This window comes from Flavobacterium sp. LS1P28 (assembly GCF_003970335.1).
Classification (GTDB): domain Bacteria; phylum Bacteroidota; class Bacteroidia; order Flavobacteriales; family Flavobacteriaceae; genus Flavobacterium.
Window position 1 is genome coordinate 72,845 of record NZ_RYDI01000012.1, and the last position, 14,349, is coordinate 87,193.

At 38.1% G+C, this 14,349-nt stretch carries 21 protein-coding genes; 8 read left to right on the forward strand and 13 right to left on the reverse strand.

Annotation, left to right across the window (positions count from 1 at the left end; translation table 11 throughout):
* Positions 1-137: 137 nt before the first annotated feature.
* The 8 genes from EKL97_RS10475 to EKL97_RS10510 form a co-directional block, all read right to left on the reverse strand.
* Positions 138-500, reverse strand: a complete 363-nt coding sequence (locus EKL97_RS10475) for a hypothetical protein (protein ID WP_126568805.1) — start codon at positions 498-500, stop codon at positions 138-140.
* A 1-nt stretch (position 501) separates the two neighbouring features.
* Complete coding sequence (locus EKL97_RS10480; protein WP_126568806.1) at positions 502-936, reverse strand: hypothetical protein; 435 nt, start codon at positions 934-936, stop codon at positions 502-504.
* A gap of 4 nt (positions 937-940) precedes the next feature.
* Positions 941-2,143 carry a DUF2586 family protein gene (locus EKL97_RS10485; RefSeq protein ID WP_126568807.1) on the reverse strand — a complete coding sequence of 401 codons (1,203 nt, stop codon included), beginning with the start codon at positions 2,141-2,143 and terminating at the stop codon, positions 941-943.
* 2 nt (positions 2,144-2,145) lie between these two features.
* Positions 2,146-2,478, reverse strand: coding sequence for a hypothetical protein (locus tag EKL97_RS10490; RefSeq protein ID WP_126568808.1), 333 nt, complete (start codon positions 2,476-2,478; stop codon positions 2,146-2,148).
* A 1-nt stretch (position 2,479) separates the two neighbouring features.
* Positions 2,480-2,959 (reverse strand): hypothetical protein, encoded by a 480-nt coding sequence (locus EKL97_RS10495; protein ID WP_126568809.1) that lies wholly within the window; start codon positions 2,957-2,959, stop codon positions 2,480-2,482.
* A 1-nt stretch (position 2,960) separates the two neighbouring features.
* Positions 2,961-3,371, reverse strand: a complete 411-nt coding sequence (locus tag EKL97_RS10500) for an N-acetylmuramoyl-L-alanine amidase (protein WP_126568810.1) — start codon at positions 3,369-3,371, stop codon at positions 2,961-2,963.
* 44 nt (positions 3,372-3,415) lie between these two features.
* Positions 3,416-4,417 carry a phage capsid protein gene (locus EKL97_RS10505; protein WP_126568811.1) on the reverse strand — a complete coding sequence of 334 codons (1,002 nt, stop codon included), beginning with the start codon at positions 4,415-4,417 and terminating at the stop codon, positions 3,416-3,418.
* 95 nt (positions 4,418-4,512) lie between these two features.
* Positions 4,513-5,658: an ATP-dependent Clp protease proteolytic subunit gene (locus tag EKL97_RS10510; protein WP_126568812.1), complete on the reverse strand. Its 1,146-nt coding sequence runs from the start codon at positions 5,656-5,658 to the stop codon at positions 4,513-4,515.
* A 197-nt stretch (positions 5,659-5,855) separates the two neighbouring features.
* On the opposite strand from EKL97_RS10510, the gene EKL97_RS10515 reads away from it, so the two are divergent.
* The 8 genes from EKL97_RS10515 (at position 5,856) to EKL97_RS10550 (ending at position 12,158) form a co-directional block, all read left to right on the forward strand.
* Positions 5,856-6,317 (forward strand): terminase gpP N-terminus-related DNA-binding protein, encoded by a 462-nt coding sequence (locus EKL97_RS10515; RefSeq protein ID WP_158614927.1) that lies wholly within the window; start codon positions 5,856-5,858, stop codon positions 6,315-6,317.
* A 7-nt stretch (positions 6,318-6,324) separates the two neighbouring features.
* Complete coding sequence (locus EKL97_RS10520) at positions 6,325-6,561, forward strand: hypothetical protein (RefSeq protein WP_126568814.1); 237 nt, start codon at positions 6,325-6,327, stop codon at positions 6,559-6,561.
* Positions 6,561-8,075: a hypothetical protein gene (locus tag EKL97_RS10525; RefSeq protein WP_126568815.1), complete on the forward strand. Its 1,515-nt coding sequence runs from the start codon at positions 6,561-6,563 to the stop codon at positions 8,073-8,075. The genes EKL97_RS10520 and EKL97_RS10525 overlap by 1 nt, the downstream gene beginning before the upstream one ends.
* On the forward strand, positions 8,075-8,488 hold the full coding sequence (locus tag EKL97_RS10530; protein ID WP_126568816.1) for a DUF1320 family protein: 414 nt from the start codon (positions 8,075-8,077) through the stop codon (positions 8,486-8,488). Before EKL97_RS10525 ends, EKL97_RS10530 begins: the two co-directional genes overlap by 1 nt.
* A 3-nt stretch (positions 8,489-8,491) precedes the next feature.
* Entirely contained in the window at positions 8,492-9,742 is a 1,251-nt protein-coding gene (locus EKL97_RS10535) for a DUF935 family protein (protein WP_126568817.1), read from the forward strand.
* 140 nt (positions 9,743-9,882) lie between these two features.
* The gene (locus EKL97_RS10540; RefSeq protein WP_126568818.1) at positions 9,883-11,010 is read left to right on the forward strand and encodes a phage minor head protein; all 1,128 of its coding nucleotides are present in this window, start codon (positions 9,883-9,885) and stop codon (positions 11,008-11,010) included.
* A gap of 73 nt (positions 11,011-11,083) precedes the next feature.
* On the forward strand, positions 11,084-11,596 hold the full coding sequence (locus EKL97_RS10545) for a phage virion morphogenesis protein (RefSeq protein WP_126568819.1): 513 nt from the start codon (positions 11,084-11,086) through the stop codon (positions 11,594-11,596).
* 13 nt (positions 11,597-11,609) lie between these two features.
* Positions 11,610-12,158, forward strand: a complete 549-nt coding sequence (locus EKL97_RS10550) for a hypothetical protein (protein ID WP_126568820.1) — start codon at positions 11,610-11,612, stop codon at positions 12,156-12,158.
* Here EKL97_RS10550 and EKL97_RS10555 read toward each other — a convergent pair.
* The 5 genes from EKL97_RS10555 to EKL97_RS10575 all read right to left on the reverse strand — a co-directional run bounded on the left by EKL97_RS10555 (position 12,155) and on the right by EKL97_RS10575 (position 14,274).
* Complete coding sequence (locus tag EKL97_RS10555) at positions 12,155-12,334, reverse strand: hypothetical protein (RefSeq protein WP_126568821.1); 180 nt, start codon at positions 12,332-12,334, stop codon at positions 12,155-12,157. The genes EKL97_RS10550 and EKL97_RS10555 overlap by 4 nt on opposite strands.
* A 105-nt stretch (positions 12,335-12,439) precedes the next feature.
* Positions 12,440-12,976, reverse strand: a complete 537-nt coding sequence (locus EKL97_RS10560) for a hypothetical protein (RefSeq protein WP_126568822.1) — start codon at positions 12,974-12,976, stop codon at positions 12,440-12,442.
* A 71-nt stretch (positions 12,977-13,047) separates the two neighbouring features.
* Positions 13,048-13,311: a hypothetical protein gene (locus EKL97_RS10565; protein ID WP_126568823.1), complete on the reverse strand. Its 264-nt coding sequence runs from the start codon at positions 13,309-13,311 to the stop codon at positions 13,048-13,050.
* Position 13,312: 1 nt separating this feature from the next.
* Positions 13,313-13,582: a hypothetical protein gene (locus tag EKL97_RS10570; protein WP_126568824.1), complete on the reverse strand. Its 270-nt coding sequence runs from the start codon at positions 13,580-13,582 to the stop codon at positions 13,313-13,315.
* The gene (locus EKL97_RS10575) at positions 13,579-14,274 is read right to left on the reverse strand and encodes a Bro-N domain-containing protein (protein ID WP_199742836.1); all 696 of its coding nucleotides are present in this window, start codon (positions 14,272-14,274) and stop codon (positions 13,579-13,581) included. Before EKL97_RS10575 ends, EKL97_RS10570 begins: the two co-directional genes overlap by 4 nt.
* Positions 14,275-14,349: the final 75 nt, after the last annotated feature.

Consider the following 14,349-nt stretch of genomic DNA (forward strand, 5'->3'; position numbering starts at 1 on the left):
ATACATTGCCTCTTGGTAGAGTTGAGCCCATTTTTTAATAGAGAGCTTTTTGGGCTCTCTATTAAAATAACTTCGTATTAGAGCGTTACCTCTTTTGTAAAAATCATGTTCGTCATCGGATGAAATTTTCTCATCCTCTATCGCTTTTTTACAACGGCTTCCCTTCTTTTGAAAAGTTGTGCCAATGCTTTATAAGCTGATGCTTTCATTTCGTCATCCGTAAGTACAGCTTCAGAACCGCCAACTCTACACGTATTGAAAAGTATTTTTAAACCGTCCATTTCTTCGCTTCTCTTAGCGTAATCCGCTAACATTTGCAGTTGATCAAGATTTGGTTTCAAAAAATAAGTAGCGTGAGTTTCCTCATCGTCATCGACGGTGATAACTTCATGAATGTATTTCGTACCTTTTTGCGCTTTCAAAGCGTTTAATTCGGTATCATTTAAGTATCCTATTGGATCTACAATGGTTTCGATTTGTTCTGCAGTTTTACTTTCCATTTTATACGTTCCAGTCTATGTGTGTACAAATACATTCAACAGTTTGCTCCACTGTTTTATCTCCTTTTTTCACTGCTTTACCTACTTTGGTAAATTCTACATTGCGAATAATGTCCTTGTAAATACGAGTGTTATACGTGTACTGTACAATAACATCCGTACCGATAATATCCTGTAAACGCACTCCCGGAGGAAGCGAATCCATGATCGCGATAACCTCTTCTTGGTAGAGTTTTAAACCAAACTTGGCCTTATAATCTCCTTCACCAACACCTATCGGCATTTTACCGGCTCCATAGATTAGTTCTTTATCAATGGTATCGTCATACGATACTTCGGCTATTCCTTCTACATCTCTTCCGAAAAGGTTTAAGGTTACTGAGTTCCACCCAGCCATACGCCCAAAGGCGTTTATTAATGTTACTACTTTTGCCATCTTTTTAGTTTAATGATAAATCAACCTCGAAAGTGTGAATGATTGCTCCTAGAGTTACCGTCGTTTTAACCAATAAAGGCGTTTGATCGTTTGGGTTTTGTCCCGCAGGAATTACCAAATCAAATCCGCTTATTTCTGCCGCCACAAGCATAGCCTGTAATGGTTTTTTACCAATGTTTTCTAAATCAGTAATTGCGGTATCCTTCAACTTTCCAGTTGTAGGGTTACGTTGGAACCAACCACGGACCTTTGGTAAAAGAGCGTTTCTAATTCCTAGAGCTGCTTTGTCCCAAACCCCGTTATTTTCACCTGTTGAATAGTCTGAAGAGATTGCAATACAAGTAGGCTCACCATTTAAGTAAACACCTGCAAAGCCTTGAAAGCTTCCGGCATAGATATACCCGTTTGCTGTCAATGTATTTTTCTCCACATTGGTTAATGAAGAAACCAGTGTCCCATCACTCAACGCTGCCGAAAGCCATAAGCCTCTCAAACTATCCGTTAATGGATACGTTTGTTCGCCTTTTCTTTCGTTTGGCTTTGTGATGATATCAACAGATCCTAAATTCTCATTTACTTTTCTGGCGGCACGCATTCCTAGAATAGAACCGACAGCAGCATAATGAGCATAGGCCGCATCAAGTGATGCAATGGCAGGATCTTGAGCAATTACTAAACTTACTTTCCCTGCAGTAAGGGTGCGTCTGCTTATTGCATCTTTAGGAACATTTCTTGCCTCAAGATAAATCCCGTTTAAGTAGATCTTGTCCAGGAACAACTCGTTTATAAATAATTGGCACGCATTGATTTCAGCAGCCATATCTAAGGCAACACCATCGGCATTGTAAACAAATCCAATTCGTTTAATATCCGTGTTAGCTCTAATCAAAGCTTTGGCGGTCGCACTTTCAAAGAAAGCTTTAGCCGTGGCAATTTCAGTTACAATCAATTTCAAAGTTCCGTTTGGTGCCAACCTGAAAAATTCAGCAATATGATAGTGAAGTAAAATCGCTTCGTTTGCATCATACGCTGCATCAAAGCCCAAAGCTTCAGCAGCTAAAATGCTCGTAAGCTCAATAACTTCATTTGGCGCATTCGTCAATGGATCATTGACAAACGAAACCAATGCCATAACAGCATCAGTTGACGTTTCCGTGCGGTTTAATCCGCCTTGTCCTTTGTTTATTATTACACCGTCAAAACTCATCGTTAGTCTTGATTAGATGTTAACTCCTCTTTTCTAGTGGCAATAGCTGCTAAAACAGTGGCTCTCTTTTCGCCAGTTTCCAAGGTGGCTAATTCTTCCAAAGTTTCAACCGTTGGAATGAACTCGATTAATTCAGCTGCGGTTTTTTTAACTGCAGAGCCTTCTTTTGGTGCCTCAATAACATCAGAACGTTTTACCGTTTGATAATCCTTATTGTGCATACGAGCTCTATCTTCCTTAAGGAAGGCTTGCTCATCAGGAGTTATAAATAACTCTTTTGCGGTTGGGTATTGTTCAAATACCGCAATAGCTGCTTTTTTTATTTCTGGATTCATTTTATAATTGTTTGAATTTGAATAATAGTAATAAGAGATAAAGAGCTACCAATACAACAGCGGTACGCCCTATATAAATTTGTATTTTTTGAGACCAAGTCAATTCATTCGTAATAACTGGCTCAGTAACTCCTTTGTAGTTCCTAATGAAAGTACTTTTCCAAAAGGCAAAAAGTTTTTCGGCTTCCGCTTCACAATCTACTTGTAACATGTTATCCTGGATAACTACTTTTGGAGGTTTCAATTTGCGTCCGGAGGTTGTTCCGGTTACTCTCTTAATGACAACATTACCATTTTGGCACTCTAAAAGTGCTTTGTAATAGCTGCTATCTTTCTCCACTGAAAAAACCGTATCATGTACCGTTTCCACTATAGAATCTTTCGTTATTTCTTTTTGAATGATTGCTTTTTTAGAACTACAGGAAGTCATGGACAACAGCGGAATTGAAAAAATAGAAAAGTAGATTAATGCTTTTTTCATCTTATAGATTTTTGTACTCGTTTTTAGCATCAAAACTCGGACAGGCTTTAGCGACATATGGAAAATCTCTATGTCCTTGAATTATGGCTTTTGGAAATTTAGTTTTCATCTCTCTTAAAAGTTTTAAAAGAGTTGCTTTTTGCTCAGGCGTTCTAGTGTCTTTTGGATTGCTCTTAGAGTCAACACCTCCTATATAAGAGATATTAATTGTTTCAGAGTTGAACCCTTTTACACCATTCGATACTTTTTCAATATCTAATAAGTGAGCTATTTCTCCATTGGCTTTAATTATAAAGTGGTAGCCGGGCATTTGCCATCCAAGATGTTCACGCCAATATTTTTGAATATTTTCAACAGTTGCCGTTTGGGCTGTGGCGGTGCAATGCACGGCTATATACTTTATATTCCTCATTGGACTTTTGTATTAATATCCCCGCCGAAACGGGGATTATTAGTTTATGCTACTACACCATCAATGATTGCCGCTAAACCTTGGTCTTGGATTGCAAAACATCCAAAGTACAAGTCATATCCTACTACAGATTTTCTGTTTTCTGGATCCGCTTTTTTATCTCTGGCGAAACGTTCAACCGTTCCTTTTGCTTTTACACAGCTTGATTTGTGGAAAATAATAGAGGATGTTCTACCTGCAGTTACACTATCAAAAGCCAATTTTGCTTTTGTGGTGGCATGGTATGTTGGTGTATAAACCTCTTCGTAAATTTTGAAACCATAGTAGTTAATGGAAATAGTTCCATCTACTCTGTTATGGTACCCTTTTTCAAAGGCGGCATCTTCTAATAATAAGTCATTAGCATGTGTGGAGCTCATTACCCAGATACGGCCTGTTTTTGGCACAGAACCTGCATCTAATGCGGCTTTCAACCTGATTACATCTGCTTTAGACAATCTCTTACGGGTTCCATCGGCGGCTCCTGTAGTTTCAAGAACCGGAGTACTTGCGGAATTAGAAACCGGGGAAATAGAATATAAAGCATGTTCAGTTACTTTGATTTCAAGCTCTTCTTTCAACTCCATATTAATATCCCCCTCTTTATCGTACGCAATAGCATAAAGCTCGTCTTGTGTTACGTGTCTGTTTTCGGTAGAATATTTATTAAGGGAAACAACAACTTTCTCATCGTCTCTTCCGCTAGACACCATTGGATATACAGTATTGTTGATCAATACTATCGGTGCGCTATCGCCTTTACGTTTTGGAATTTTGATGGCGTTATTACCAACCCAGCTGTCCTTACTTGTTACTTCAGACAACCACGTGCCTAAACTTCTGAACTTTGTCAAAATGAACTTTTCGTTCAATTCATTTAATAAATCACCATCAACGATGGTTACGGCTGCCATTGCAACTCCTTTTGGGTGCTCTTTTGCAAAGCCTGTGGCTACTGCTACCACCATTAATACTAATCCGAAGATTATTCCAAATTTGTTTTTCATGTTTCTAATTATTGGGTTTTACTAACTTTTAAAAAAATCAAGCTAATGCTCATGGCTCTTTAGCTTGATTTTGTATGTCTATATTTTTTTCTTTTTTACTTTTCCAATGAGGCTACATAAGCCGCTTTGAATGCCTCAGGATCTTCCGCTGATAAGCTTTGTTGTTCGGCTTCACTCATGTCCGCAAAAGCTTTTATTTTTCCATCAGAACCCGGAACAATAGCTGCTGATACTTTACCAAGAGCCGTTAACCCGTTGATGTAGCTTTCGCATCCTGAAAAGTCAGTCTTAGCCCATGTTTTCAAGCTTTCGCCTTGCGTGGCATTTACTTTTTTAGCTGTAATAGCGCCATTGATCAAAGTTTCGATTTTGGCATTAGCTTCAATTCCTTCTTTGTTTGCCTTTTCGGCTTTCAAGGCAACCACTTCCGCAGCTGCGTCACGATTTGCTTTAATCGTTGCTTTGATTGTTTCTTCAGAGGCGTCCTCTGGAAGCCCTAAGGATAGAGCAAGGATTTTTTGATCCATAATTTTTAAAGGTTTTGTGTGATTTGTAATTCTTGGAATATTAGGAGAACCGCACGCTTTGAACAAAGCTTTGGTCTCTTTAGTAATCGCAGCATTTTTAGTAATGCCGGTAATAAACTTTTGCGCTACGGCTTCTTTGGCGGAAAGCCAAACATCACCTGTTTTCCAATTGGCTTCAATTACTTCAGCTGTAATTCCCGTTTTAGCGGCGTAGGCCTCTTTGTACTGAATAGACATATTTTGAAGCAACTTTAAACCGGATGCAATTGCGTCCTCATTGCCGCTTAATCTTCCAGACGGCTTATGGTACATGAATTGTCCGTTTTCGGCTTGCTCGCAACTGTCTAATGAAATTGCAATTTTAGTGTAGGCAGATGCTAGAAGTGCTCCCGCTGTTCCTGTTTTAGAACCCGGAAACCTTTGGATTTGGTTTTCTATTTCGGCAGCTTGAAAAACATCACCACCCGGACCATTCAAATAAACGTGTACATCTTGAATTCCTTCCGCTAGAAACTCATCTATTCTCCTGGTGATTGCTTCAGCAGAATTATTCCACTCATAGATTACGCCTGTAATACTCAAATAGGCTTTGTTTTCTTTTGCCTCAGCAGTTATAACAAGAGGATAGTCGTGTGCTATTGCAGCAAAAGCCGCAGCAGTTACACCGGCTCCACCAGAACCTACAATGCATATATGTTTACATGTGTTCGTCATTTAGATTATTACTGTTTTCATGTGGATAAATGAATTATTGAGATGACAAAATTTGGGTAAAAAGAGAGGGTAAAAAAATCATAATTCTATCATAAGGAGTGTACTCCTGTTGACTAGGAGCGCATTCCCGATATTAGAAATTGACCGCCGTTGATTACCTAATGATTATGCAATTTTGTGAGATAATCAGAGCATCAATGGCAAAAATTAGAGAGCAAAAGCTCGCAGAGGATTTATACATCAAGGGCAAAAGAACTGCCAAGGACATTGCCCAATTAGTTGGAGTCAGTGAAAAAACCGTAGGCGATTGGGTTGAGAAATTCAAGTGGAAAGAACGCAGGAATGCGTTACTGGGTTCTGCTCAAAATGGTTTGTTGAATATCAATAACCTGATTGATGCGTATGCTGAGAAGTTGGTCGAAATGGAAAACGATCCCGAAGCTAAACAGGACCAGAAAACAAAGCTTGTAGATGCTATTGCCAAACTCAACAAAACCAAAGACGGCTTTGAAAAAGAACACCGGATTCCGTACAACACTTATATCAATGTAATGGATTTAATTATGAGCGACATGATTGCTAAAATTGAACCAAAACATCATTTGGTGTTACTAGAATTTTTTGAAAATCATACAAACGAACTAGCCCTTAAATACTAATTAAATTATGTTTAAACTCATATTAAACTTATTGCTCAATAGAGCCTCAGTCAAAGAATGGCAATTACAAATTGGTGCACATCTTCTAAAAAAAGGGTGTGGATTTCACATAGGGCAAATCATTAAAGAAAAAAAATTGTACGGAAAACGGTATCGCGTAAAAGTGATAACGGGTCTTTTTTATGACTTTAATACAAACAAAATAAATCACACGGTCGAAAACAAAGTTCTAGACGCAGACTAATGAAAGTAGCTGACAAAATAGCTAAGGAAAGGATACTCGCGAAGATAAAACTCATTCGTGCATCTGACGGTAAAGGAAATCCAAACGAATCAAAAGAGGAAAGAAAAGCCGCTATAGAAAGGGCAAAGAAAGATTTTCCTTTTATGGTTCAAAGGTACTTTCCGCATTATGCTACGTTTGAAACTCCCGATTTCCATATAGAATACGCAAAATGGGTTAAGAAAGATAAAAACTTTCGAGGCTTTTGTGAATGGGGTCGTGGGTTGGCTAAGTCCGTTGTGTGCAATACCTTATTGCCGTTTTGGCTTTGGCTAAATGATGAAAAGGTGTACATGGTTATCATTGGAACCAACGCAAGTAAAGCCACTCAATTACTGGAAGATTTAAGGCTTGAATTTGAAAATAATACTCAAATCATTGCCGATTTTGGAGAGCAAAAAAAGTTTGGAGGTTGGGATGAAAAATTATGGCAAACTAAAGATGGTAAATTCATTGGTCAAGCTTTAGGAATTGGGCAAAACTGTAGGGGTTTAAGAGTTGGTCCTTTGCGTCCAAACTACATTTGTGTGGATGATATTGAAAGTAAGGAAACCATCAGTAACGAAAAGAATCAGGACACACTTGTAACTTGGATTGAGCGCTCATTGATTCCTACTATGGATGGTGAAACAAGAAGATTTATGCAGGCAAATAATGCATTTGCACCTATAATGATTCAAAAGAAGCTACAAGAAAGGCACCCAAAATGGCGGGTTCATCATGTCAAGGCGTACGACTCCGTTACACATAGACCACGTTGGCATCAAAAGTATGATAAGAACTACTATAAGGAAATTGAGGACGATGACATATTAGCGGCTCAATCGGAGTACAATCAGGAGCCACATACAGAGGGGAAATATTGGGCAAATGATGATATACAATGGACTGCTTTACCCAGAATAGATCACTTTGAATGTATTGTAGGGCATTGGGATATTGCCTATTCCGGCAAACCAAAAGCCGATTATAATGCGGTTCGTATTTGGGGGTTAAAAGAAAAACAGTTTTACTACATCACGAGTTATGTGAAAAAATCAAAAATGAAGCCCGCTGTTGAGTTTATGGCAGATTATCAAAAATGGCTGCCAGAGGGCACAAAAATACTTTGGCGATTTGAGTCCCAGTTTTGGAATGATGCTGTTAAGGAGGAAATTGAAAAAGTAGAGGAGGAAAAAAGCATTGATTTAAGATTAACTCAAGTAAATATTCCGAAAGGAAAAAAAGAAGCTCGAATCATTTCCATGTATAGTTTCTACCAAAATAACAGGGTTTGGTATAATGAAAAAATGAAATCGCATAACGATACGATAGTTGGTAATGCGCTATTGTTAGGTATAGAACCCGGTTACACTGGTCACGATGATGCACCGGATGCAGACGAACAATGTATAACTTTTTTATCAAAATGGATTCCACCTAAGCCACCGGGTAGACCAATGGCAGGAAGAGTTGAACGCAAACACGTATATTAATGGCACTATCTTTTTTAACTGAAGACGACTTAAAAACACAACTTTTTGAAAACTACATTGATGATAGTGTTCAGGAGGATTTGGTCGCACTGGACAATATTGAGCTACAACAAATTGCTTTTATTAAAAGTAAACTGCGAAGCCGGTTTGATACTGCCGTGGTATTTTCTGAATCTGATTATGAGGACAAACCCATAGTTAAACAGGTGTTAACCGCTTTGGTTAATTATTTTGTAGTGAAAAGAAACGCCGCTCGAAAGATTCCAACGGATTTTAAAGACAACTACAATTGGGCGATTAAATGGCTCAATGATGTTAGGGATGGAATAGAAAGCCCGGAGCTTCCATTGAAAGCCGTGGAGCGCAAACAAGTCCTTTGGGGCAATAGTAAAAACGAAGACCTTTATTTATAATTTATGGCACAAGGAGCAAAAGTGGGTAAAACCTACGAAAACAGACCATCCAATATCATCTTACCAAAAAGCAAGTCGCTAAGCGTGCAAACCATCAAGAAATGGAAGGATGCTTTGACCTTGGCACAACTGGCCGAAAATGCGAATCGCAAGCCCTACATTGAGCTTTGCGACAGCATTTTATTAGACAGTCATTTGGCGTCAGTGATTGAAAGCCGTGTTTTGAAAATAAAGCAATCTAAGTTTAAGCTCGTTGATGCCTCAGGGAAATCCGATGCAGAAATTAGTAAATTGTTTGAGCAACCGTGGTTTAACTCTTTTATTTACCATGCTATCATGGCTAAGTTTAGAGGTACAACGGTTGTGGAGCTTTGGGACTTGAATCCGGAAACAATGGGACTTGATAATGTAAATGCTATTGAGCAAGAAAACATATTACCGCTTAAAGGATTAATTGTAAAAGAAAACGGTGACGAAACCGGCTACTCTTACAAAGAGGATCCTTTGAAACCGTATTATATCCAAATTGGTAAAAACAAGGATTTAGGAATACTGAAAGATGTTGCTCCCGATGCTTTGACCAAGAAGTTTGCCAAAGCTTCATGGGCAGAATTTGTGGAGAAATACGGCATTCCACCACGTTGGGTAACAACGGACAGTTATAGCGAAAGCCGTGAGAATGAATTGGCAGACATGATGGCTAATATGGTAAGTAACCATTGGGCAGTATTGAAAGGCAATGAGAAAATTGAGGTAATGAATTCCTCTGGTGCCAGTTCTTACGAGATATTCGATAAGTTAATTGATCGCATGAACTCTGAAATGACCAAAAGAATACTTGGTCAAGATGGTACCACCGATGCCAATGCCAAAGGAACGTATGGCAGTTTGAAAGTAATGCAGGATGTGTCTGATGACCGTCATGATGCCGACAAAACCGATATTAAGGATTTAATCAATGCGGAGTTGCTTTGGCGTTTGCAATTGATTAGCCCGGTTTATGGAGTGCTAAAAAACTACACTTTCGATTGGGACGATTCCAAAGAAATGACACCTGCAGAAATTGTGGAAATGGTGGGTAAACTATCTACTGCAGGTTTTGAGGTGGACACTAAATTTATCACTGACAAAACAGGCATTCCGATTATTGGATTAAAACAAGAGCCAAACACTCAATTAGCAACGCTTGAAAGAACTCAAAAAAAAAAGTCTCAAAAGTTACAGCCAGTAGCTTTTTACAGAACGAGACTGTAGCATTTTATGGTCACGTATGCGACCATGACCACGGTGTTTATGAGGCGGTAGAACTTACTAATTATACTAAACTAATTGAGACTATCGCCAAGCAATTGCATGATGGAAAATTAAAACCATCAGATCTAAACGGAGATTTATTGACTACCATTTTAGGGGACCTGAAAGGATCCATGAAAACCGGTTACGGAGATAACTTTGTTGATTATACTGCCAATGCCAAAAGCAAGTTACAGCTCAAGCAAAACTTGTATCGCTTTTCGGGTGCGAAAACCTTTCAGGAACTTGCTAAAATAAATTACTTTTTAGGTAATAATAAATCGTTTCCAGACTTCAAAAAAGAAGCTTTAAAAGTGAACCAGGAGTACAACGTTCAATATCTCGAAAATGAGTTTGTAACGGCAAATCGTTCTGGTGCAATGGCCGAGAAGTGGCAAAAAATAAACGATCAAAAAGTTTTATATCCAAACCTAAAATACAAAACGGTAAAAGACAACCGAGTTCGTGAAGAGCATAGACAGCTCCACGATGTAATTAAACCTATCGATGATGCATTTTGGGACAAATGGTACCCGCCAAACGGGTGGCGTTGTCGATGCTATGTTACTCAAACAAATGAACCGGCCACACCCGGAACCGCAACCGGTGAACCTACGCCCGGCTTTCATGGACACGTAGGCAAAAGCAACATGACATTTAACGAAGAGGAACATCCTTACTTTATATTTCCTGCTGCCGATGCTAAGAAAATCAAGGCAAGCTTTGAGAACTTGAAGCTCGCAGAACCGGATTATAATTTAGTACACACTAATAAAAAAGCCAAGCTTGAAGTTTCCACCTGGGCAGATCCTTATGATATTGAAGTCAATCATAAATACGCAAAAACACTGGTAGATGAATTGGGTGTTAGTGTCAAAATAAAAGCGCACAGCGAGTTTATAAAAGACCGTAAAAACCCCGAATATGAAATCAATGGTTTGAATTCAGACTTAAAAAGCATCCAATCCGTGAAAGGCATTACAAATGGTTTTGATGCGGCTAAAACACAAATGGGTATTGGTAAAAATCACTATTCAGTAGTGTTCAATTTAGATAACCTGAAGAAAGTAAAACTAGCCGATATCACAAAGCAATTGAGTAATAAGTTCAGTGCTACAAGAGGCAAAAACATTGATCGTGTTTTCTTTATTCGAAATGGTAAGGCCGTGGAATTAACGAGAGATAATATACTAAAAAAAGAGTACAAAGCATTAGAGGCAATGCTGTAAAAAAGGGAGAGGGCTTGCATCATTACTGATCCGCGCCCTCATGTTATAGTACAAAGATATATAAATATTCAACATGTTAGACAAAATCCCAAATTTTCAACAAATTGGCAAGCAATTAATTATTGACGCCCAGACTATTGCAGAAGTTGAGATGATCAACTTTGTGATGGGTAATTTTGAAAAACAAGGTTTCCTTGACAGTTCAATTGTGCCGTGGGAAGGTCGGAAAAATGATAACGATAGCGGCCGAGCAATACTTACTAAAACTGGAGCTTTGCGGGATTCTGTAAAAATATCAAGTAGCAGCACTAAACGTGTGGTTGCCAGTTCAGATTCTAAATATGCAAAAATTCACAATGAAGGTGGCACGATCAACATTCCGGTAACGGCAAAAATGAGAAAGTTTTTTTGGTACAAATACAAAGAAACCGGACAGGCTAAATACAAAGGAATGGCTTTGACAAAGAAAACGCGTTTTACTGTGAATATCCCAAAAAGACAATTCATGGGTGAGTCCGTTTACTTCAATAATCTGATTGATGCCAAGTTTAAAAAAATGATTGTACAACGATTCAAAGCCAGTTAAACCCTATTTAAATATGAAAGATTTAAAAAATTTATACCTAGAGCACCAAACTAGAGTTACCGATAATGTACCGGAAATAAAGCATAGCGATTTATGGAGTGAGCAAGTTTCCTTTATGGCGGATGAGCATCCGTTTAAATCACCTGCAGTATTTTTTGGGTACCGAGTTTTATCTGCAGAGGACCAAGGAGAAAAAATACAAGAACTGCGTTTGCAAGTTGATGTGTATTTATTTTATGAAACATTTGCTGATACAGCAAAAGGAAGCAAGAAGCAACAAAAGGCCCTTGATTTTCTTGATTTACTGACTAAGATAAACGCATGTTTTCACGCCACTTTTGGCAATTACTACAGCAATATGCGCCGTACTGGTTTTAACCCCGTAGAAACGGGCGGAGCGGGTATTTTGTACGTTCAACGGTATGAGTTAATCATGACAGACGATTCTGCAAGTGTGTTATATGAAAACTTGAAGTTTGAGCAAATGGAAATGGAAGTAATTAGGGAGGAAGTTCCGCCGGTAGGGAATCAAAGTAATTTATACGGCGATATTCAAATTTAACGATAAATATAAGTCTCAATCGTTTTTGGGCGTAAAAAGAATTTTTGCGCAGCTGCAGCAGTACAATAGGCAATTGTATATTTTTTCACACCAAACTCCATAACAGAACTCAACTTATTGTAATAAGCTACGATTTCTTGTTTCTTTTGATTTTGAAGTTCAATATCTCTTGCCATGTTACAAATATAATTAACTTACATATTATAAGCAAACGATGTTTTATAGTTTAAAATTGAAACTTATAAGCATAAAAAAACCCACTAATAAGTGGGTTTTTGATTTTATGATCTAGATTGATTTAATAAAATCCATCTATCCATGTCTTCTTGAATATAAAAGTCCAATTTTTTAGGGAAGTCAATAAATTTTTGATTTTTGTAATCTGTGAGCGTTGGCTCTAGTTCCACCTCTGGTCGGTAATACTTTTTCCAAACAGGGAATATTTGCAGGTAAGTTCCTTTTATCTGTTTGAATTTATAGGTTTTGACACCCTGTATTTCTAAATCTTTATTTTCACCAACGTAATCAATGCGAAAAGTTACGGTTAAAAATTCGGTTTGCTCATATTGATCTAATGCATCGTATTGGTCATTTGTCATTTCTGCGGGTACGAATCTAACTAATAACTGGCGCTCTTCCGCAAACTCTTGAGCTTTCAACAATCGCACTTTTTTAGTTTGCAGTGAGGCGATTTCTTCCGCTATTTTTATAGCTTCTTTATCGTTAGCTATTTTATTCAAAGAAGTTATATAGGCGTAATCCTGAGCTTGTACGATAGATACAATTAATAAGGCTACTAATATTAATACTTTTTTCATGATTTCATTGTTTAAGTTATTGTTAAAAATAGTAAAAACCGCCCAATATGAGCGGTTTTCTTTCATTATGTTTATATAGGCTCAAAAAAGCGCTCTCTAGTTTTACGTAATTTATCCATAAAGAACGCATCTCTTTGCTCTCCATTGAGCAACGGGTAACTGTATTTACAAAAATAATCTTTAAGTAATTGTAGCCCTTGCTCATATCCTTTCAGTTCTAATACCTCCTCAAAAGTAAGCTCTTGAGGTTTGCCAAATTTATTCTCCATTTCTTGCTCTGGAGTAATAACCGCCAATTTATTGTCAGTTACTTTAAATCCTATTTGTGCTCTCATCTTAGTTTTCTTTTGGTGGTTCAACTTCGTTTAGTGCGGCTCTTGCGTGCAGTTCTAGGCTATTGCCGTGAACATTGCACGTTCTACAAGTAATAAGTCGTTGTACAACGGTTTCTTTATTTACCAATACAATTGCTTTGCGGTTTTCGTTGATGATGTGGTCACAACGTAGCGTGGTTCTTATCATCCAATGGTCTTTATGCTCCTTGCAAAATGCTTGAGCAAAAACGGCCATATCAGTACTATTGCGGAAGTATTTAGTAGCTCTCATAATGATAATACTAATTGATTAGACGAATTGAATACACGAGAACCGGAGGCGATAAGTTGAAGTCCTTGTAAAGTAGTGAACCACGCAGGATGCGTGTTGCCAAACAACCATATTTTAACGGCCAAAGGCTGTACTTTGTTTAATTTCTTGGCGGCTTGATTGGCTCCAGTTCTGGACTTGATGGCAGCGTGATAATCGTTGAGAGAATAATAAGGAATCTCTTTGAGTGTAATCGTGCGTACGGGAGTTTCATTGAAAAGAACCTGCGTGTAAGGAACGTCACGGGCGTCAATGAAATCAGTTGGTTTTTTAGTGGTTCCGTAAAATCCTTTTTTGCGAATGCTTGGCAAAACTTCCTCCATTACCCAACGCTCGAATTTTTGTGCACTGGGTAAAGTAGAACTCATTATCAGGCGATACACATCACTTTCGGGAATTACCAATACTTCTAATTGTTTCTCTTTAGATTGTGGATGCGGTATACTATATTTTACAGCATACCTACATTGTTGCCTGATTGTATCAGATGGTCTTTTGTAACCCAATGCTTTAGCAACATCAGAACCTATAAAATGAGGTTCACCATTTACAAACACATTTCTAATTTCGGATTTACTTTCACTAAAATTGAAAGTCATCACTTCGGTTGGCTCATTTATAGACTGAACTGGTCTTACATTTTCTTTTTGCATAATCGAAAATATTAGATACACGAAAGCCTCGCTTTAGATGTGCAAAAATACCCGTAAGGATAGATTTCCCGTAGT